Raw genomic sequence first — 19,336 nt, 5'->3', positions numbered from 1 at the left:
CAAAGTTGTATATTAAAAAACAAATCAAAGGCATGACGCCTTACCAGCCGGGGAAACCAATTGAAGAAGTGAAACGGGAGCTCGGACTGACTACCGTCCATAAAATGGCTTCCAATGAAAATCCATACGGTGCTCCGCCGCAGGCTAAACGGGCAATCGAGGAAGCGGCCGCCGATCCGGAAATTTATCCGGATGGTTATGCAGCTGAGCTGCGTCAGGCAGTGGCCGAAGAGCTGAATGTCGGAGAAAAACAGCTGCTGTTTGGAGCCGGCTCCGATGAAGTTATTTTAATGCTCTGCCGGGCCATGCTAGGCCCGGACACAAATACCGTTATGGCAGTACCTTCCTTTTCGCAGTACAAGCATAATGCAGCCATTGAAGGAGCAGAAATCCGTGAAATTCCGGCAGTGGACGGGGAACATCAGCTGGAAGCTATGCTTGAAGCGATTGATGAACAGACACGTATTGTCTGGGTATGTAATCCGAACAATCCGTCCGGAGCCTATATTAATGATGAAGCGTTTGTGGCATTCCTTGACCGGGTGCCGGAAAACGTACTGGTTGTTTCGGATGAAGCTTACATTGAATATGTGACCGCAAACGATTATCCGGATACGCTGAAGCTGCTGCAGGAATACCCGAACCTTCTTCTTTTACGTACCTTTTCAAAAGCTTACGGCCTGGCATCACTCCGGGTTGGCTACGGCGTGAGCCATGAAGAACTGATTCAGTCCCTGGAGCCGGTCCGGCCCCCGTTCAATGTGACAGCTGTGGCCCAGCGGACGGCAACGGCCGCCTTGAAGGACCGCGCCTTTATTGAAAAGTGCCGGGAGAAAAATAAAACCGAACTCGATAAAATGACGTTTTTCTGCGAAGAGCACGGACTGGACTATGTGCCTTCCCAGACCAATTTTCTGCTGATTCATACAGGAGTTGCGGGAAGCGTAGTTTTTGACGAAATGCTGAAAAAGGGAATTATCATCCGTTCAGGAGAAGCCCTCGGCTATCCGGAATCGATCCGTGTAACGATAGGGACCGAAGAGCAGAACGAAGCTTTCCGCCAGACGCTGAGTGAAGTGCTTGAACATCAGCAGGCCAGGCTTTAGCGGACAACACCTGGAATCCGGCTCCGCTCGGAGCCGGGTGTTTTTATGTATGGAAACAAAGAGAGGCCTGGAGGGAAACAGATGCAGAAAAAAGCAGCAGTTATCGGGCTGGGACTGATCGGAGGGTCAATTGCCCTCGCCATCAAACAGGAACATCCCGATGTTTATATTACAGGAACAGATGTAGATGAAGCCCAGACCAAGCTCGCGGTATCCTTGAGTGTTATTGACGAGGCAGTCCCGGACCTGGAAAAGGCTGTAAAGGAAGCAGACCTGGTGGTGCTTGCCACTCCGGTTGCCACCACGGAGAAATTGCTCGTGCAGCTCGCCGGAATGTCTCTAAAGCCCGGGGCCATCATTACTGATGTCGGAAGCACAAAAACATCGATCTGCGAGCAGGCAGACGTTCTTTCAGAAAAGAACGTTCATTTTATCGGGGGCCACCCAATGGCCGGATCACATAAAAGCGGTGTCCATGCCGCCCGGGTCCGTCTGTTTGAAAACGCCTACTACGTGCTGGTGCCAAATGGTCCTGGGTCCTCTGAAAAAATTGGTGAAATCAAAGATTGGCTTCAGGGCACGCAGGCAAAGTTTATAGAGCTGTCCTATGAGCAGCATGATCTGCTGACGGGCGTCATCAGCCATTTTCCGCATATCGTAGCATCGGCACTCGTGCATCAGGTGAAGGGAATGGAGGACGAACAGGCCTGGGTGACAAAGCTTGCAGCCGGCGGGTTCCGGGATATTACAAGAATCGCTTCAGCCAGTCCGGAAATGTGGACCGATATTCTTCTGAAAAACAATGACGTGATGCGGCAGCTGATGGAAGACTGGAAGCAGCAGATGAGTGCCATTGAACAAATGCTTGCTGCGGGGGATAAAGAGCAGATATATCAGTTTTTTGAGCATGCAAAATCTTATCGTGACGGTCTGCCTGCAAAAAAGCAGGGAGCCATACCATCCATTTATGATCTGTTTGTCGATGTGCCGGACCACCCCGGCGTTATCTCGGACGTAACCGGGATTCTTGGACGTACCGGCATCAGTATTATTAATATACGGATCCTTGAAACGAGAGAGGACATCATGGGCGTGCTGCAGCTGACCTTCCGTACGGAAGAAGACCGGCGGGCCGGTATGCAGCAGCTCGAAAAGCACGATTATGAATCCTACATCGGTTAACGGAAAAAAAGAATGAAAAATAGGAGAGAAGCATTGACAACGCTTACAATTACGTTATACTAATATTAGCGTATGGTTTCTCTCCACTCCTATCCATACTCTTTATCTTAAAACTAGCCGATGTGGCGGCACACCTGATGAGTAGACATCAGGTGTTTTTTTTGTTTTTGTAAACGTTATCATAATGGGCGGGGGGAGGTTTTCTGTTCGTCACAGCGGGCAATGTTTGCTATAATTACACAGTGCTAAACGAGATTTACCTGGAAGAAAGGTTGTTGACGGCGTGAATTTAGAAACGATCCTCGAAACGATAAGAAACGGCGATACGGAAAAAGGGCTCGAAGAGATGGAGAAATACAGCCACTCTGCGAACGATCAGGAAAAATACGATATAGTGGAAATGTATCAGGAGCTGGGCCGCTCAGATAAGGCCCAGCCGCTGATTGAAGACCTGCTCGGACGCTATCCCGATGAGGGGGCACTGCTGACGACAGCAGCCGAGAATGCGATTGATATGGACGATGAAGATGAAGCGATTGAATGGCTGCTCGAGGTGAAGGAGTCAGACGAAGAATATCTGCGGGCGCAGCTGCTGCTAGCTGATTTGTACCAGATGCAGGGGCTCGATGAAGTAGCGGAGCAAAAGCTGCTCGATGCCCTGAAGCTGAGTCCTGAAGAGCCGGTGCTGCTTGCCGCCGTTGGAGATTACTATTTATCCCGGGGGGACTACGCTAAAAGCATTCCTTATTTGAAGCAGGCTGAAGGCGCCGGGTTTAAGTTTCCGGATGGCAGCCTGAGCCTTCGTCTCGCTGAAGCATACAGCGTGACCGGTTCTTTTGAGGATGCGCTGAGTTACTACGAGGCTGGACTGAAAGAACATACCGAGCTTCACGCTCTGTTTGGATACGGCTATACGGCGCTTCAGGTCAGCGATTATCAGCTGGCTGCAGAGAAATTCGAAGAGCTCCGCAACATGGATAAAGATTTTGTGGCACTCTATCCATATCTCGTGCGAAGCTACGAAGGGCTCGAAGACCATGAAAAAGCTCTGGAAGCAGCAAAGGCTGGCATTAAAGAAGATGAATACAATGAAAATTTATATACTGAGGCCGGAAAGCTGTATATGGCGCTTGGCAATGAAGAAGAAGGAGAAAAACATCTCAAGGAGGCACTTGCTTTAAATCCGGCACATCTTGAAGCAGCGAATGCGCTTCTCAGCATGTGGATGGAGCAGGAAGAGCCGGAGGCGATGATTGACCTGATTGATCATTTATACGAAATGGGAGAGCCGGATGTACGTTTTCAGTGGTATTACGCCCGCGCTAAAAACCTCCAGGACGAACCCGCCGAAGCGAAAGAAAAATATGAAGAAGTGTACAGCGTATATCAGGAAAACGAAGTATTCCTTGAAGAGTACGGTCGTCTGCTGCTTGAACTCGGCTACCGGGAGAATGCGCTGAAGCACCTGGAGCAGGCTTCAGCCCTGCAGCCGGACAATACAGAGCTTCAGCTTTTGCTTGAAGACCTTCGCATGAGTGAATAAAGACACGAATCTGGTGTCTTTTCCTACATATTGAACGAGGCGGATGATATCGTGAAACAGCTACTTGGATGGTTTGGAACACCTTACGTGTTAATCCCTCTTTTTATCATTAACGCGCTCGGCACTATCTACGGCTACATTTGGTACGGTCAGCAGCTGCAGCAGACGCCGGCTGTGTTTCTGCCCTTCGTCCCGGACAGTCCGACGGCAAGCCTGGTTTTTACGATCGTTCTCGGGCTGTACATTATCGGCAGAAGGAGCGGACTGGCGGAAGCATTCGCTTTTATAACGCTTGTAAAGTACGGGCTTTGGGCGGTGGGGATGAACGTGTTTTCCGGCGTAGCCGGGGAGACGCTCAGCTGGCAGCACTACATGCTTATTGCCTCTCACGCCGGCATGGCACTGCAGGCTTTTTTGTATCTGCCTTACTACCGGGTAAAGCTTTGGCATATAGGAGCAGTAGCGGTATGGACATTACATAATGATGTGATTGACTACGTTTTTGGAATGTATCCCTGGGCCTCGGCGTCGCTTGAGCCGTACATTTCCTTAATCGGCTACGGGACATTCTGGCTGAGTATTATTTCTGCAGGGGTTCTGCTCTGGTGGAGACTCAGCCCCGGCCGGAAAGAGCTTCGGCTCATGGAGGAATAGAGCAGAATCTTTGACATTATACCCCCGTCTTCATACAATATAAGTATATATAAATGGAGGGATGAGAAAAAATGGGAATGCTTCTGTTATATTTAGCAGCGCTTATCCTCATTCCGCTTTGGGCACAGTCCAAAGTGAAAAAAGCATACAAAAAATATTCGAATGTAAGCAATTCGTCCGGGATGACAGGTGCCTCCGTGGCAAAGAAAATCCTGGAGGAAAACGGCATCTATAACGTACGCGTAGAGCCAACTAAAGGAAAATTAACGGATCATTATGATCCTTCGAAAAAAGTCGTCCGCTTGTCGGAGGATAACTATTACAATTCGACAGTAGCGGCTCAGGCGATCGCTTCCCACGAGGTGGGGCACGCGATTCAGGATGCGGAAAACTATGCGTTTTTACGATTCCGTTCCTCGCTGGCTCCAGTGGCTTCGACTGGCTCCAACCTTTCCTTCTTTTTAATTCTTGCCGGTATTTTACTGCAGTCGACCGGCATGCTTCTGGCGGGCATCGTGTTTTTCTCGGCCGCTGTTCTGTTCCAGGTTGTCACCCTTCCGGTGGAGTTCAATGCGAGCAGCCGCGCCATGAATCAGATCGTTGCGACCGGTATTATCAGTAACAATGAAGAGCGGGAAACGAAAAAAGTGCTCGATGCTGCTGCATTAACGTACGTTGCAGCCGCTCTGGTAGCCGTGCTGGAACTGGGGCGTTTTATCGCCATGTTCCTCATGACGAGCGAAGAATAGCAAAAAACACCTGTACCGGTCACCGGGCAGGTGTTTTTTATGTGTTGCGGCTGATGAAAATACATGGCTGAGACGCCTTATTGCAACGGGTTTTTGTTTTCATCGAGAGTGAACCCCTCACCGATAACATCCTGGACATCGTTAACTGTAACAAAGGCATGAGGATCCACCCGTTCAACAAGGTGCTTCAGACGCATCAGCTCGTTTTTGCCAACGACGCAGTAGAGAATCTCTTTTTCCTGACGGGTGAAGCTGCCCTTACCGTTTAGTATAGTTGCTCCGCGGTTCATATCCTGCAGAATGGCGTCAGCTACTTCCGGAGCCTGATCGGAAATGATCATAGCGGCTTTTCCGGAGTACGCTCCCTGCTGAATGAAGTCAATGACGCGGGCAGCCACGAACACAAACACGAGTGTGTACATCGCTTCCCGGTAGTCTAAATACAAAAGGGAAGCGGTTATTACAACAGCATCAAACATAAACAGCGAGCGTCCCATTGTCCAGCCGAATACGTTACTCGCAAGCTTGGCGATAATGTCAGCTCCTCCGGTGGTTCCGCCGTACCGGAAAACAATGCCGAGGCCCGAGCCGACAAAAACGCCGGCGAACAGGGCCACAAGAACAAGATCATCCTGAAGCGGCAGATGGAGAAGCTCGACCTCCTGGAAGAGCCATAAAAATAAGCTGACTGCCGCCGTGCTTATTAACGTATAGATGAAGACGTGCCGGCCGAGCAGACGCCAGCCCAGAATCAGGACGGGAATGTTCAGAACGAGGTTGCTGAAGGCAGGGTTGATATTGAATAAATTATAAAGAATTAGGGTAATACCAGTAAAGCCGCCGTCCGCTAGCTGGTTTTGCATGTTAAAATAGACAAGTCCAAAACTCATAATAGCAGAGCCGAGCACGACAAAAAAGATATTGCGGGTATGTATCCAAATGTTCATGATGGTTCCTCCTCTCCGGCCGGAAAGCTTGTATCAACCGTTACATTATAGTAAAGCCCGGGGCAGGAGGCAATCTATGTTTGTCAAACCGAATGGATTTTTATACGATTGAAAGGAGGACGCCGGAATGGCCGGGGAACCAATGACGATGAAAGAAATGCAGGAGAAAGTGGATGCCTTCATCGGCCAGTTTGAAGAAGGTTATTTCAGTCCGCTCGCCATGCTTGCAAGAATGACCGAAGAAACGGGAGAGCTTGCCAGAGAAATTAATCACTATTACGGTGAAAAGCCGAAGAAAGAAAGCGAAGAGCATAAATCACTGGAAAAGGAAATGGGTGATCTGCTGTTTGTGCTCATCTGCTTTGCCAATTCGCTTGATATTGATTTGGATGAAGCGTTTCGTATCGTAATGGAAAAGTTTGAAACAAGAGACCAGGATAGATGGACGAAAAAGGAGAATGACAAATGACTGAATCAATCCGCGTTATCGTTGCCGGACCGAGAGGAAACATGGGTAAGGAAGCTGTACATATGATTGAAGCAGCGGAGCACCTGCAGATCGCCGCTGTGGTGGACCATAAATACGAAGGCTCGCTGTTGTCGGAAATCGAAGGCATGCCAAAATCCGGGGCCCGCGTCTATACGGACGTTGACCAGTGCCTCGGCGAAGTCGAAGCAGAAGTGTTTGTAGATCTGACCACGCCGGAAATTGGAAAGATACATACAGAGAAAGCACTCGACTACGGTCTTGCACCGGTCGTTGGTACTACCGGCTTTACCGATGAAGACCTCGAGCGCCTGCGTCAGAAAGCAAAAGAGCAGCAGCGGGGAGTGCTTATTGTACCAAACTTTGCTATCGGCGCTGTTCTGATGATGAAAATGTCGCAAATGGCTGCAGCCTACTTCCCGGATGTTGAAATTACTGAATTGCACCATGACCGAAAGCTTGACGCCCCGTCCGGCACCGCAGTGAAAACAGCAAAGCTGATTCAGGAAAACCGCACCAAAAAAACGCAGGGGCACCCGGAGGAAAAAGAAACGATGCCGGGGGCGCGCGGAGCAGAGCTCGACGGCATGAGGATTCACAGTACGCGCCTTCCGGGCCTCGTGGCACATCAGCAGGTAATGTTTGGCGGCGAAGGCCAGACGCTTACGATCCGGCACGATTCGATCAACCGGGCGTCATTTATGCCAGGGGTCAAATTTGCGATTGAGCAGGTAGTCACGATGAAGGAACTCGTGTACGGCCTCGAAAACATTCTGGAGTAAAGGGGAACTTTTATGAATATCGCACTGATTGCCCATGATAAGAAAAAAGATGATCTGATCCGGTTTGCCGAAGCGTATAGGCATATCCTCGAGCGTCACACCCTTTCAGCAACAGGAACGACCGGGGGGAGACTGAATGAAGAGGTCGGCCTGAACGTCAAACAGTACCAGTCCGGGCCGCTGGGCGGCGATCAGCAGATTGGGGCAAAGATTGCAGAACAGCAGGTGGATTTGGTGCTTTTTTTCCGGGACCCATTGACCGCGCAGCCGCATGAGCCTGATATCACTGCGCTTATGAGGCTCGCCGACGTGCACGGGGTGCCGCTTGCAACGAATATGGCCGCAGCTGAAGTGCTGATTAAAGGCCTTGAACACGGATTGTTTGCCTTCCGGGATATTTTAAAGGAGTCCACAGATTAATATGACACATAAACGAACATTGTTAACCGTCGGGGCCCACCCTGATGATATCGAAATCGGAATGGGCGGGACGGTAGCGCTGCACAGTAAAACCGACAATGTCTATATGCTTTCCCTGACAGAGGGAGATCTTTCCTCCAACGGTACCGTGGAAACCAGACAGCAGGAAGCAGAGCAGGCAGCAGAGATCCTCGGTGCAGGACGGCTCCAGCTTACCTGGAGGGACCGTATGCTTACTGCAGTAACCCAGGAAGAGTACACCCAGCTTGTGCAGCTGATCCGCCGCATCCAGCCTGACACGATTTTTGCCCCGTACTACATCGACCGGCATCCGGATCACGGTGATGCTGGAAGTATTGTTAAGCGGGCCGTCTTTGATGCCGGGGTCAAGCTGTACCCTGGTGTGGACGAAAATGCCCACAAAGTGCCAAACATGTACTACTATATGATCAACGGCTACCACCGGCCTTCCTTTTATGTGGACATCACCCCGGCCGCCGGCGATAAAGAAGCGGCATTAAAGGCGTATAAAAGCCAGTTTAACCCAGGGGAAGAGGCCGTAAGCACACCGCTTACAGACGGGTACCTCGAAACAATAAAGGCAAGAGATCGACTATTCGGCAAAGAAACGGGAGTGACTTACGCGGAAGGGTTTATCGCCGAAACTCCGATGCTTTTTCAACAGGTGCCCAAAAGACAAGGAAGTGACTAAGCGTGAAAATTGGAATAACGTGCTACCCGACGGTGGGAGGATCGGGAGTGATCGCGACTGAGCTCGGCAAGCTGCTTGCTGAGCGGGGCCATGAAATTCATTTCATCACCTCGGCGATCCCTTATCGTTTAACCGAAACCTCACCGAATATTTATTACCATGAAGTCTCAGTAAACCAATACGAAGTATTCCAGTACCCGCCGTACTCATTAACACTTGCAAGCAAAATGGCGGAAGTTGTCAACCGGGAGGAGCTCGATGTCCTGCACGTGCATTACGCCGTGCCTCACGCTGTTTGTGCGATTTTAGCGAGGGACATGACCGATCATCCTGTAAAAGTAGTAACAACGCTTCACGGCACAGATATCACTGTGCTTGGCCATGACTCCTCGCTTCGTGATATTATCCGCTACGCCATTCAGCGCTCGGATGAAGTGACAGCAGTATCAGACGCTCTGGTGGAGCAGACCAGGCAGATGCTTGAAGTCGACCGCGATATTCATACGATTTACAATTTCGTGGACGAACGGGTGTATGGGCCGAAAGTCGACAAAAAGGATTTAAAAAAAGCATACAACATCGACGAAGACGAAAAGGTGCTTCTGCACGTCTCCAATTTCCGGCCGGTGAAACGGGTCGTAGACGTCGTGCGGACATTTGCTGCAGTGCAGGCAGAGGTTTCCTGTAAGCTGGTCATGCTTGGGGATGGACCGGACCGGGAAAAGGCTTGGGCGGAGGCAAAAAGGCTCGGCGTCGATCAGGACGTGCTGTTTTTAGGCAACCAGCGGGAGGTAGCCGACTATTTGCACGTTGCCGATCTGATGCTGCTGCTTTCGGAAAAAGAAAGCTTCGGCCTGGCTGCGCTTGAAGCGATGGCCTGCGGTGTGCCGGTCATTGGTACAGATGTCGGAGGTATTCCTGAGGTGGTCTTTCATAATGAAACCGGCTATGTTGTCCCGCTTGGAGCAGTGGAACTGGCTGCCCAGCAGGCGGTCGGGCTACTGACGGATCCGGGTAGAATGAAAAGGTTTAAACAGCGCTCGCTCGACGTGGTGGAAGAATATTTCTCCTCCGCCCGCATCGTAGCCCAGTACGAAGAAGTATACCGACGGACCGTGGAGGGCAAGTAATGAACGAGCAGCAGACGTGGCAAGAGGCGCTGCTTGTTATTAAGAGGTTACAGCAAAACGGCATTACTGCCTATATTGTAGGCGGAGCTGTACGCGACCGCCTGATGAAACGGGCGCCGAGCGATATAGATATAGTAGCGGCTGCGACCGTTGAAGAGCTTTCGTTTGTTTTTCCGAACGCTGTGAAGCCGTCGGAAAAATTCGGGACGCTTCTTGTGAAGAGCGGAAATAGTATCGTGGAAGTGACTCCGTTCCGGGAAGGGGCGGAAACAATCGAAGAGGATCTGCAGCAGCGGGATTTCACATGCAACGCGATGGCAGCAGATACAGACGGCAAGGTGATCGACCCGTTTAACGGGAAGAAGGATATCCAGAGGCAGGTGCTTCGCACCCCGGCCTCAGCTGAACGCGCCTTTTCCGACGACCCGCTCCGGGTGATACGGGCGTTCCGTTTTAGGGCGGTTCTCGGTTTTTCACTGGATCTGGAAGCTGAGCGGGCAGCGGAGGCAGCTGCAGCAGGGCTTGCGTATACCGCCGTGGAACGAATACGCGATGAAATAACCAAGCTGCTTGAAGGGCAGAAACGGCTGAGCGCCCTCGAAGGCATGCGAGAGCTGCGTTTGTTTTCACATTTTCCGGAACCGGTTCGGACGGCCTCTCCATTTTTTCACCACTCCACGCTTGTACAGTTTCCAGCGGGCACGAAAGCTTCATGGGCGGCTCTGCTGTATGCCCTGTACGGTCAAAAAAGTCTGGATATGCTGAATGGATGGCGGTTTTCCAATCAGGTACGGAAGCAGTGCCGCTGGCTGCTGGAACGAGTCGATGTCCGGGCTTCTCCCGATACGTGGCTGCAGTGGCTGTATTATTTTGGTCCAACGCAGGTGGCAGATCTGGAGAAGCTCAAAAAGTGGAAAAATTTTACTTACCAGGGGCTTTCCTGCACAGAATGGAGAAAGAAATGGGAAGCTCTTCCGATTCATTCCAGGCAGGATCTGGCCCTTCCGCCGAAGTCAATCGCCTCGATGCCGGGTTATAAGGACACGGCGAGAATCGGAAAGACGATCGCCTTTTTAGAGCAGGCAGTCGTGAATGAAAAGGTAGAAAATAGTGAACAAAAGCTGTTAGCCTATTTGGAGGAAATGAACGATGAATAAAAATCGATTGCTGCAGCTGTTGATGGCCCACCGGGACCGTCCGGTATCCGGTCAGGAAATCAGCGATGAACTGCAGGTGTCCCGTACCGCTGTGTGGAAGCAGATCGAAGAGCTGCGGAAAAATGGATATGAAATTGAAGCGGCATCCCGGCGCGGTTACCGGCTGGTGCGTTTTCCCGACCGGGTTGGTACAGAAGAAATTATGCTTCATCTTACAACTGAACGTCTCGGCCGTACGATTATTTATAATGATACTGTCACCTCCACCCAGGAAATTGTGAGGGAGCAGGCTGAAAAAGGAGCCGGGGAAGGACTTATTGCCGTCGCGAATGAACAGGTGCAGGGACGGGGGAGGCTTGGACGCACGTGGCAGAGTAGTCCGGAACAGGGCATCTGGATGAGTCTTCTGCTCCGCCCGCAGGTGCCTCCCCGCTACGCTCCGCAGCTCACGCTGCTGTCGGCGGTAGCTCTTGCCGAGGCGCTTGATAGCTATCTTCCGGCTCCGACTGCGATTAAATGGCCGAACGATATCCGCATTCATAAAAAGAAGCTGGCAGGTATACTGACGGAGATGCAGGCAGACATGGATGAGGTACAGACAGTAATTGTCGGCATGGGTATTAATATAAACCAGGCGGACGGGGATTTTACCGGAGAGCTTGCGGATAAAGCCGCTTCCATCCGGCAGTATGCAGGAGTCCGGCAGAGTCGTCCGCAGATTATTGCATCTATCTTAAAAAGCTATGAGTCCTGGTATAATGAATACTTAACGAATGGATTCGGTGCAGTCAAAGCTGCCTGGTCCCAAAAAACAGATACGCTGGGGAGCTTTATTCAGGTGGAAACGTCCCGCCAGACAGTGGAGGGCACAGCTCTTCGTATAACCGAAGAGGGGGCCCTGGAGGTGCAAAAAACAGATGGAAGCATACAGACGGTGCACAGCGGCGAAATTCTGGACGTTCCCCCGCCGGAATAGCGGAAGAAAGGAGGCAGGCAGATGGGACAAAAATATGTAGTCATAGATGTAGAAACAACCGGCACTTCTCCAAGAAAAGGAGCAAAAATTATTGAAATCGGCGCAGTGCTTATGGAGGACGAAGAAGTGCTCGACACTCTTTCCACCTTTATTCAGCCGCATATGCCGATCCCTCCTTTTATCCAGCAGTTTACCGGTATCCGGGAGCAGGACGTAGAGCAGGCCCCGGAGTTTTATGAGGTGGCTCCCACGTTAACCGCCTGGCTTGAGAACGCTGCCTTTGTCGGTCATAATGTGCAGTTTGATCTGGCATTTATCAATGCAGGCATGCAGGAAGCCGGGTTTCCGCTGTTTCAGGGACCAGTCGTGGACACAGTAGAGTGTGCGAGACTTGCTTATCCGGAAGCGCCGGGCTTTCGGCTTTCCCAGATCACATCGTGGCTGGATCTTGACCACGACCGTCCGCACCGGGCGGACAGCGATGCCCTCGTCACTGCAGAGCTTTGGATATCCATCCGTAAAAGGCTAGCCTTGCTTCCAAAGGACGTGCTTCACCGCCTGGACCGGCTGGCTGCCTTCTTGCACAGTGACCTTCACCAGTATATTGAGCGCTGTATTGCAAAGGCCCCGCAGCAGCTGCCGTATGATTTAGAGGAAAACCACGGCATTGTGTTCCGCAAAGAGCTTCCGGCAGAAAAGCCGGAGCAGAGAAACGTATCACTGCAGGAGACCCTGAGCGGAAGTCATGCTAAAAGCCGGGGATGGGATCGTTTTGAAGAGCGTCCGGGGCAGCTGGAGATGGCAGAAATGGTCTATGCCTCGTTTGAGGAACGCTCCCACGCTGTTATAGAAGCGGGCACCGGTCTTGGGAAAACGCTCGCCTATCTGCTTCCAGCCGTAAAATATCACCGTACATACAATCAAAAAATATTAATTTCCACGCAGACACTCACGCTGCAGGAGCAGCTGATGAATGAAGATCTCCCACTGCTTGAGCGGCTGATCGACGACCAGGTTTCTGTGGCTGTTTTAAAAGGCCGCGGCAACTACATTTCTTTGCAGCGACTTGAAAAATGGCTGCAGCACCGCCAGTTTTCGCTCGAAGAAGCACTCGGCCTCGGCCAGGTGTTAATATGGCTGACACAAACCCGGCACGGGGATCTTGATGAAATTAATATGGCCGGCGGCCGCAGAAATGCTCTCTGGGAAAGCCTCCGCCAGAATCATTATCAGGATGAGCACGCGCAAAGAGGGTGGGAGGCGTACTGTTTTTATGCACGTGCCCGCCGTAAAGCCGAATATGCCGATATCGTCGTCACCAATCATGCGATGCTTTTGAGCGATATGTACCAGGGTAAAAATTTATTTTCATCCTATCCATACGTGGTCATTGATGAAGCGCATCACCTGCCGGAAACGGCGGGGAAATATGCAGGCAGATCCGTTCACTACACAAAAGCAAACCGGCTGCTCCGCAGGTTCGGCCTGGATACAAAACAGAGCGTCGTGCGCCCGCTCATCTGGTTTGGGGAAGAAGCCGGCATCGTTTTTGAGCCGGGCTGGTACCAGGAACGCGAGGACAATCATGCAGTGCTGATGTATGAATGCGACGAGCTCTTTCGTCTGCTCACACGCTGGTGCCGCACGGCTTCCGGGCGGCGGCGTTCGGAAGTGGGCCGGTACAGCCAGCGCTTCACACCCGGCGGGGAATCCGGCTCCGTGTGGGAGCAGGTGGAAGAAGCCGGACGCCGTTTCCTTACGCTTCTGGAACAGGAATTTAAGGCGTGGGAAACGTTCGAACAAGCATGGGAAACGCAGCCTTCTTCCAAAAACTTTGTAAATGAACTTGCCGAACTAAACTCTTACCTGGGGCAGCTGGACAGCCTGGGGGACAATCTGTTCCACCTGCTGTTTGAACGGGAACCCGAACATGTTTACTGGGTGGAAGCAGAGCAGAGCGGCGCCAAAAATGCTGCGTACATTTACGCCCGGCCGGTGGAGGTAGCCTCGGAGCTGAGTGAACAGCTGTTCATGAAAAAAGCAAGCGTCGTGCTTACCTCCGGCTCTCTCGCAGTCAACGGTTCATTTGAATACATGAAATCAAAAATGGGGCTGGATGATTTTCTGCCGCACACAAGTCTGATTGCTTCCCCTTATCATTATGCTTCCCAGACGCAGCTGCTCGTTCCAAAAGACATTTCCGGGGTGAATGATAAACATGCTGATTTTGCGCAGGAAGCGGCCGAATATATTTTTCACGCTGTCAACATTACGGAAGGAAAAACGATGGTTCTGTTTACTTCCTTTAACATGCTTAAACAGGTGTATCACCAGCTGAAAGAATGGACCGAGGAATCGACGCTTAGCGTCATCGGACAGGGTATTACGAGCGGCACCCACGCCAAGCTGACCAAGCTGTTTCAGCAGCAGGACAATGCGCTTTTGCTTGGAACCAATGCGTTCTGGGAGGGTGTCGACATACCCGGGGAAAAGCTGCAGCACGTGATCATTGTGCGTCTGCCTTTCTCTCCGCCCACGGATCCTGTTTATGAAGCTGTGTCGGACAAAATGCAGCGTCAGGGGAAACGATCGTTTTATGCAGAAGCGCTGCCGCACGCTGTACTCCGATTCAAGCAGGGCTTTGGCCGGCTGATCCGTCATTCCGAGGACCGGGGCGTGGTAACAGTACTTGATAAGCGGATTATGGAGGCTTCCTACGGCTCGTCGTTTATTGACTCGATTCCCCGGACGAATACGTATTATGAACCGATGGATGCGGTGCTGGACCGTATCGCTGACTTTTTTGAAGAAGCAAAAAAACGTTAAAAAGGAGTACGGATATGGAACACTTTGTAATCGAGCACGTTTACCCAATCCCGAATGCACGGGGCGTTCAGGCAGTCGAGAGCTATATTGAAGTCAAGGACGGTAAAATCGTTCAAGTAGAGCCTGGAAACTATCCGGAGAAAGAGAACGGCGCCGATATTCTGGATGGACGGGGGAAGTGGCTCAGTCCTGGTCTTTATAACACCCACGGCCATACACCGATGACAATGATGCGCGGCGTTTCGGACGATGTAGTGCTCCAGGAATGGCTGAACAACCACGTCTGGCCGCGGGAGCGCCTGTTCAGCAACGAAACAGCGAAGGCTGGTACAGGTCTCGCTCTTGCGGAAATGATCCGCACCGGAACAACCGGGTTTCTTGATATGTATCATATGGGCATGCAGAATACGTATGAACTCGTGAAAAGCTCCGGCATTAAATCCATGATTTCCAAGGGCATGATGAGTATTGGCACTCCGGAGGAGCAGAGCGAAAAGCTGGAAGCAGCGGCCCGCGACTTAAAGGAATGGGAGCAGGATACAAGCGGCCGGGTTACGGGCATGCTTTTCCCGCACGCCCCGTATACGTGCACGCCGGAGTTTTTGGAAAAAATTGTTGACGCCGGTCACCATTATGACCTGCCGCTTGGCATTCACCTTGAGGAAACGGCCAAAGAAGTGGCTGATTACCGGCGCGACTACGGGATGACACCGGCAAAAAAGCTAAAAGAAATCGGATTTTACACACGTCCGGCGATGCTTACGCATGTCGTGCATGCGACCGATGAAGATCTTGACGATATGAGCGTACCAGAAGTGACCATCTCCTATAATCCGATGAGCAACGCCAAGCTTGGATCGGGCATCGCCCGCATTCCCGAAATGCAAAAGCGTGGTCTGCGGATTACGATCGGTACGGACAGCGCTGTGTCAAACAACAACCTCGATATGTTTGAGGAGCTTCGCCTGGGCGCTTTGATGCAGAAGGTCGCCTTTCAGGACCCGAGTTCGATTGAAACGGAGGCGGTCTGGAAGATGGCAACCGAAAACGGAGCCGCTTCGATGGGATTTAGCGACAGCGGCAGGCTGGAACCAGGAGCCGCGGCGGACTTTATTCTGATTGACAGTGAATCATTTGCGCTTCAGCCATACGATAATATTTTATCGCATCTGGTGTACGCAGCTTCCGGCCGGGACGTGACGGACAGCTTTGTGAACGGCAGGCAGCTGATGAAAGACGGCGAACTTCTGACGCTCGATGAAGAAAAAATTAACGCCGAGGCCAACCGCCATTACCGCAAATTAAATGAAGCGTACTTATAGTACGCTGGGTGAGGTGAAACGATGGGAAACGAACAGCTTGAAGTCGTCGCGTCGGTTAAAATCGAAGCGTCGTCAGATCTGTATAAAATTGTTGATACACTGAATCGCACGTTAAAGCAGGATGAATTAATGTTCGGCCTTTCTCTTGATAAGGAAAACGAGGAGCAGATGGTGTTTACCATTTACCGCACATAGGGGGATACGTCGTGAAAAACTGGATCACGCTTGCGGCTTTTTTAATTGTCTTTCTGGTTGTTCTGGGGCTTGTGACCGGTTACTTTCAGGCCCGTGCGCCTCTTGCTGACGACAGGGAACGGGCAGAAGCACTGGCGCTTGAAGAAAACAACGTCGCCGAAGTACAGAATACGTTTATATATAACGGCAAACAGCCGGTGAAAACAGCGCGCGTCGAAACCAACGACGGCAGCAGGGACTGGCTGTTTTACCACGACGGGGAACTGCTCGAACGCCTGGCGGCGGCTGATACGCTGAGCATTCAGGAGGCTGAGGAGCGTATAGCGGAACAAGAGGGAATTGACGCCGTGCGAACAGTGACCCCCGGCTACGAAGACAACCGTCCAATATATGAAGGCAAATACCGGACAGAAAACCAGCAGCATTATGTGTACATTGATATGGAAACAGGAGAATTTGTGAAAAGCTTCAGCCTGGACCGCCCTTAAGCGGCGTAAACCACGCTTGAACTCCTTTTCGCTTTTCTTTACACTAACTATGGATAGATTGAGCACGGAAACTATTGAGGAGGAAAGAGTATGGAATTGTCCCAACGAGTGAAAGAAATTACCCCTTCGTCAACCCTGGCGATTACCGCCAAAGCCAACGAACTAAAGGCAGCCGGCCAGGATGTTATCGGCCTCGGCGCCGGTGAGCCGGATTTTAATACTCCGCAGTACGTAATCGATGCGGCTGTTCGCTCCATGCAGGAAGGAAAAACAAAATACACTCCTTCCGGCGGCCTGCCGGAACTGAAGGATGCGGTCATTCAAAAGTTTAAGCAGGACCAGGGGCTGGAGTATAGCCGCGAGGAAATCATTGTCGGTACTGGCGCCAAGCACATTTTGTTCACGTTGTTTCAAACCATTCTCGATCCGGAGGATGAAGTAATTATTCCAACGCCCTACTGGGTCAGCTATCCGGAGCAGGTCAAGCTTGCCGGCGGACGCCCGGTATTTGTGGATGGCAGGGAGGAAAACCAGTTTAAGATTCTTCCGGAGCAGCTGCGCGGGGCGGTAACGAATAAAACGAAGGCCGTCATTATTAACTCCCCGAGCAACCCGACCGGTACCATGTACAGCCGGGAGGAGCTGCATGCGCTCGGTGAAGCCGCCAGAGCAGAGGGTCTGCTGATTGTTTCCGACGAAATTTATGAAAAGCTGATTTACGGGGACAAGCAGCACACATCCATCGCAGAACTTTCCCCGGAATTAAAAGAGCAGACCATTGTCGTCAACGGCGTCTCCAAATCCCATTCGATGACCGGATGGAGAATCGGCTATGCAGCCGGTAATCGTGCTATTGTGAAGGCAATGACGAGCCTTGCGAGCCATTCAACGTCCAACCCGACAACGAACGCCCAGTACGGGGCTATCGCTGCCTATACGAAGGATGACGGTGCTGTAGAAACGATGCGCCAGGCATTCAGCGAACGGCTGAATACTATTTATGACAAGCTCGTTTCGATTCCGGGAATCACCTGCGTGAAACCGGAAGGGGCCTTTTATCTGTTCCCGAACGTCAAAGAGGCAGCTGCTTCGTATAAGGATGTGGATGAATGGGTAAAGGCTCTGCTTGAGGAGGAAAACGTGGCGGTCGTTCCGGGCAGCGGATTTGGTTCTCCGCAAAACGTCCGGCTCTCCTACGCTACTTCTCTGGATCAGCTTGAAGAAGCGGTGGCGAGAATCCGCCGTTTCACAGAAAAATAATTCGATCAGCATAAACAGGACGAACCGGAGGGACTAACGTGAAAGTAACCATTGAACGTTTGAATCAATATATCGGCCAGGAAGTAAGATTTGGCGCGTGGCTGGCCAATAAGCGGTCGAGTGGCAAAATTGCCTTTTTACAGCTGCGGGACGGCACCGGCTTCGTGCAGGGAGTCATTGTAAAAAATGATGTCGGCGAAGAGCTGTTCACCGAGGCCAAGAATCTTCCGCAGGAAAGCTCGCTTTATGTGGACGGCACAGTGAAGGAGGATGATCGTTCGCCGACCGGGGTGGAGCTTCAGGTGACCGGATTTGAGGTTATCCAGGAGGCGGAGCCTTACCCGATCACGCCGAAAGAGCACGGAACAGAATTTTTAATGGACCACCGGCATCTGTGGATGCGCTCACGTAAGCAGCACGCGCTTTTGCGTATACGCGATGAAATCATTCAGGCGACCTACGCTTTTTTCCGGGAGAATCAGTTTATTAAGGTGGATCCGCCTATTCTGACCGGCAGCTCGGCGGAGGGGACGACATCGCTTTTTCATACGAAATACTTTGATGAAGATGCATACCTCTCCCAGTCCGGTCAGCTGTATATGGAAGCGGCGGCTCTCGCTTTTCAGCGCGTGTTTTCATTTGGCCCGACATTTCGGGCGGAAAAATCAAAAACCCGCCGGCACTTGATTGAATTCTGGATGATTGAGCCGGAAATGGCTTTCTGCGACCATAGTGAAAGCCTCGAAATCCAGGAGCAGTATGTCTCCCATGTCGTGCAGGCGGTGCTTACCAACTGCCGCCAGGAGCTTGCTGTGCTTGAGCGTGACACCTCCAAACTCGAAGCCATCCAGGCACCGTTTCCGCGCATTACGTACGATAAAGCAGTCGAAATGCTGCAGGAAGCGGGCTATGAAGTAAGCTGGGGCGAAGATTTTGGTGCTCCGCATGAAACGTATATAGCGGAGCAGTTTCAAAAGCCGGTATTTATTACTAATTACCCGCTCGAAATCAAAGCTTTTTACATGAAGCCCGACCCGGACTATCCGGAAACCGCACTCTGTGCCGACCTGATTGCTCCGGAAGGCTACGGGGAGATTATCGGCGGCAGTCAGCGCATCGATGACCCGCAGCTTATGAAGCAGCGGTACGAAGAACACAACTTATCGGAAGAAGCCTACGGCTGGTATCTGGACTTAAGAAAATACGGCACCGTGCCGCACTCCGGATTCGGTCTCGGTCTGGAGAGGACGGTCGGCTGGATTGCCGGCACCGAACACGTCCGGGAAACGATACCGTTTCCGCGTTTGTTAAACAGGCTGTATCCATAAGAGAAAAAGCCCCCGTTCCGGGGGTTTTCCTTTATGCACTTTGCCGACAGCCGGCCGGGTGAAAGGGAGGAC

The 19,336-nt window shown here is 51.6% G+C and carries 19 protein-coding genes; 18 read left to right on the top strand and 1 reads right to left on the bottom strand.

The features are described 5' to 3' along the window. The first annotated feature begins 5 nt into the window (after positions 1–5). The 5 genes from hisC to ACTRXI_RS09185 all read left to right on the top strand — a co-directional run bounded on the left by hisC (position 6) and on the right by ACTRXI_RS09185 (position 5,234). A complete protein-coding gene (hisC, locus tag ACTRXI_RS09205; protein WP_474262131.1) occupies positions 6–1,106 on the top strand; it encodes a histidinol-phosphate transaminase in 1,101 nt (366 codons plus the stop codon). A gap of 45 nt (positions 1,107–1,151) precedes the next feature. Further along, positions 1,152–2,288 (top strand): prephenate dehydrogenase, encoded by a 1,137-nt coding sequence (locus tag ACTRXI_RS09200; RefSeq protein ID WP_474262130.1) that lies wholly within the window; start codon positions 1,152–1,154, stop codon positions 2,286–2,288. Positions 2,289–2,571: 283 nt separating this feature from the next. Continuing rightward, positions 2,572–3,831: a tetratricopeptide repeat protein gene (locus ACTRXI_RS09195; protein ID WP_474262129.1), complete on the top strand. Its 1,260-nt coding sequence runs from the start codon at positions 2,572–2,574 to the stop codon at positions 3,829–3,831. A gap of 51 nt (positions 3,832–3,882) precedes the next feature. Further along, on the top strand, positions 3,883–4,485 hold the full coding sequence (locus ACTRXI_RS09190; protein ID WP_474262128.1) for a DUF1405 domain-containing protein: 603 nt from the start codon (positions 3,883–3,885) through the stop codon (positions 4,483–4,485). Positions 4,486–4,556: 71 nt separating this feature from the next. Then, on the top strand, positions 4,557–5,234 hold the full coding sequence (locus ACTRXI_RS09185; RefSeq protein ID WP_474262127.1) for a zinc metallopeptidase: 678 nt from the start codon (positions 4,557–4,559) through the stop codon (positions 5,232–5,234). A 77-nt stretch (positions 5,235–5,311) separates the two neighbouring features. Here ACTRXI_RS09185 and ACTRXI_RS09180 read toward each other — a convergent pair whose 3' ends face one another. Next, positions 5,312–6,181, bottom strand: coding sequence for a YitT family protein (locus ACTRXI_RS09180; RefSeq protein WP_474262126.1), 870 nt, complete (start codon positions 6,179–6,181; stop codon positions 5,312–5,314). A 127-nt stretch (positions 6,182–6,308) separates the two neighbouring features. On the opposite strand from ACTRXI_RS09180, the gene ACTRXI_RS09175 reads away from it, so the two are divergent. The 13 genes from ACTRXI_RS09175 (at position 6,309) to asnS (ending at position 19,264) form a co-directional block, all read left to right on the top strand. Then, positions 6,309–6,650, top strand: coding sequence for a nucleotide pyrophosphohydrolase (locus tag ACTRXI_RS09175; RefSeq protein WP_462866500.1), 342 nt, complete (start codon positions 6,309–6,311; stop codon positions 6,648–6,650). Beyond that, the gene (gene dapB / locus ACTRXI_RS09170; protein ID WP_474262125.1) at positions 6,647–7,450 is read left to right on the top strand and encodes a 4-hydroxy-tetrahydrodipicolinate reductase; all 804 of its coding nucleotides are present in this window, start codon (positions 6,647–6,649) and stop codon (positions 7,448–7,450) included. The genes ACTRXI_RS09175 and dapB overlap by 4 nt, the downstream gene beginning before the upstream one ends. A gap of 12 nt (positions 7,451–7,462) precedes the next feature. Continuing rightward, positions 7,463–7,870 carry a methylglyoxal synthase gene (gene mgsA, locus ACTRXI_RS09165; RefSeq protein WP_322525126.1) on the top strand — a complete coding sequence of 136 codons (408 nt, stop codon included), beginning with the start codon at positions 7,463–7,465 and terminating at the stop codon, positions 7,868–7,870. A 1-nt stretch (position 7,871) separates the two neighbouring features. Beyond that, positions 7,872–8,582: a bacillithiol biosynthesis deacetylase BshB1 gene (gene bshB1, locus ACTRXI_RS09160; protein ID WP_474262124.1), complete on the top strand. Its 711-nt coding sequence runs from the start codon at positions 7,872–7,874 to the stop codon at positions 8,580–8,582. Between the two features lie 2 nt (positions 8,583–8,584). Continuing rightward, complete coding sequence (bshA, locus tag ACTRXI_RS09155; RefSeq protein WP_474262123.1) at positions 8,585–9,712, top strand: N-acetyl-alpha-D-glucosaminyl L-malate synthase BshA; 1,128 nt, start codon at positions 8,585–8,587, stop codon at positions 9,710–9,712. Then, on the top strand, positions 9,712–10,869 hold the full coding sequence (locus ACTRXI_RS09150) for a tRNA nucleotidyltransferase/poly(A) polymerase-related protein (RefSeq protein WP_474262122.1): 1,158 nt from the start codon (positions 9,712–9,714) through the stop codon (positions 10,867–10,869). The genes bshA and ACTRXI_RS09150 overlap by 1 nt, the downstream gene beginning before the upstream one ends. After that, the gene (locus ACTRXI_RS09145) at positions 10,862–11,845 is read left to right on the top strand and encodes a biotin--[acetyl-CoA-carboxylase] ligase (protein WP_474262121.1); all 984 of its coding nucleotides are present in this window, start codon (positions 10,862–10,864) and stop codon (positions 11,843–11,845) included. The genes ACTRXI_RS09150 and ACTRXI_RS09145 overlap by 8 nt, the downstream gene beginning before the upstream one ends. 21 nt (positions 11,846–11,866) lie before the next feature. Continuing rightward, positions 11,867–14,671 (top strand): ATP-dependent DNA helicase DinG, encoded by a 2,805-nt coding sequence (gene dinG, locus ACTRXI_RS09140; RefSeq protein ID WP_474262120.1) that lies wholly within the window; start codon positions 11,867–11,869, stop codon positions 14,669–14,671. A 14-nt stretch (positions 14,672–14,685) separates the two neighbouring features. Further along, positions 14,686–15,993, top strand: coding sequence for an amidohydrolase (locus ACTRXI_RS09135; RefSeq protein WP_474262119.1), 1,308 nt, complete (start codon positions 14,686–14,688; stop codon positions 15,991–15,993). A 21-nt stretch (positions 15,994–16,014) separates the two neighbouring features. After that, a complete protein-coding gene (locus ACTRXI_RS09130) occupies positions 16,015–16,188 on the top strand; it encodes a YpmA family protein (protein ID WP_474262118.1) in 174 nt (57 codons plus the stop codon). An 11-nt stretch (positions 16,189–16,199) separates the two neighbouring features. Beyond that, positions 16,200–16,676 carry a PepSY domain-containing protein gene (locus ACTRXI_RS09125; protein ID WP_474262117.1) on the top strand — a complete coding sequence of 159 codons (477 nt, stop codon included), beginning with the start codon at positions 16,200–16,202 and terminating at the stop codon, positions 16,674–16,676. A 90-nt stretch (positions 16,677–16,766) separates the two neighbouring features. Further along, positions 16,767–17,936 carry a pyridoxal phosphate-dependent aminotransferase gene (locus tag ACTRXI_RS09120; protein WP_474262116.1) on the top strand — a complete coding sequence of 390 codons (1,170 nt, stop codon included), beginning with the start codon at positions 16,767–16,769 and terminating at the stop codon, positions 17,934–17,936. A 38-nt stretch (positions 17,937–17,974) separates the two neighbouring features. Then, a complete protein-coding gene (gene asnS, locus ACTRXI_RS09115; protein ID WP_474262115.1) occupies positions 17,975–19,264 on the top strand; it encodes an asparagine--tRNA ligase in 1,290 nt (429 codons plus the stop codon). The last annotated feature ends 72 nt before the right edge of the window (positions 19,265–19,336 follow it).

The organism is Marinococcus sp. LNHM4E3-1 (genome assembly GCF_056034405.1).
This window is presented reverse-complemented; position numbering and strand designations above follow the sequence as displayed.

Excerpts from the sequence above, each read along its gene's own strand:
- ACTRXI_RS09200 (WP_474262130.1), top strand. The coding sequence starts at position 1,152 with ATGTATGGAAACAAAGAGAGGCCTGGAGGGAAACAGATGCAGAAAAAA.
- ACTRXI_RS09120 (WP_474262116.1), top strand. The coding sequence starts at position 16,767 with ATGGAATTGTCCCAACGAGTGAAAGAAATTACCCCTTCGTCAACCCTG.
- ACTRXI_RS09180 (WP_474262126.1), bottom strand. The coding sequence starts at position 6,181 with ATGAACATTTGGATACATACCCGCAATATCTTTTTTGTCGTGCTCGGC.
- ACTRXI_RS09150 (WP_474262122.1), top strand. The coding sequence starts at position 9,712 with ATGAACGAGCAGCAGACGTGGCAAGAGGCGCTGCTTGTTATTAAGAGG.
- ACTRXI_RS09135 (WP_474262119.1), top strand. The coding sequence starts at position 14,686 with ATGGAACACTTTGTAATCGAGCACGTTTACCCAATCCCGAATGCACGG.
- ACTRXI_RS09175 (WP_462866500.1), top strand. The coding sequence starts at position 6,309 with ATGGCCGGGGAACCAATGACGATGAAAGAAATGCAGGAGAAAGTGGAT.
- bshB1 (WP_474262124.1), top strand. The coding sequence starts at position 7,872 with ATGACACATAAACGAACATTGTTAACCGTCGGGGCCCACCCTGATGAT.
- dapB (WP_474262125.1), top strand. The coding sequence starts at position 6,647 with ATGACTGAATCAATCCGCGTTATCGTTGCCGGACCGAGAGGAAACATG.
- dinG (WP_474262120.1), top strand. The coding sequence starts at position 11,867 with ATGGGACAAAAATATGTAGTCATAGATGTAGAAACAACCGGCACTTCT.
- ACTRXI_RS09145 (WP_474262121.1), top strand. The coding sequence starts at position 10,862 with ATGAATAAAAATCGATTGCTGCAGCTGTTGATGGCCCACCGGGACCGT.
- mgsA (WP_322525126.1), top strand. The coding sequence starts at position 7,463 with ATGAATATCGCACTGATTGCCCATGATAAGAAAAAAGATGATCTGATC.
- ACTRXI_RS09185 (WP_474262127.1), top strand. The coding sequence starts at position 4,557 with ATGGGAATGCTTCTGTTATATTTAGCAGCGCTTATCCTCATTCCGCTT.
- ACTRXI_RS09130 (WP_474262118.1), top strand. The coding sequence starts at position 16,015 with ATGGGAAACGAACAGCTTGAAGTCGTCGCGTCGGTTAAAATCGAAGCG.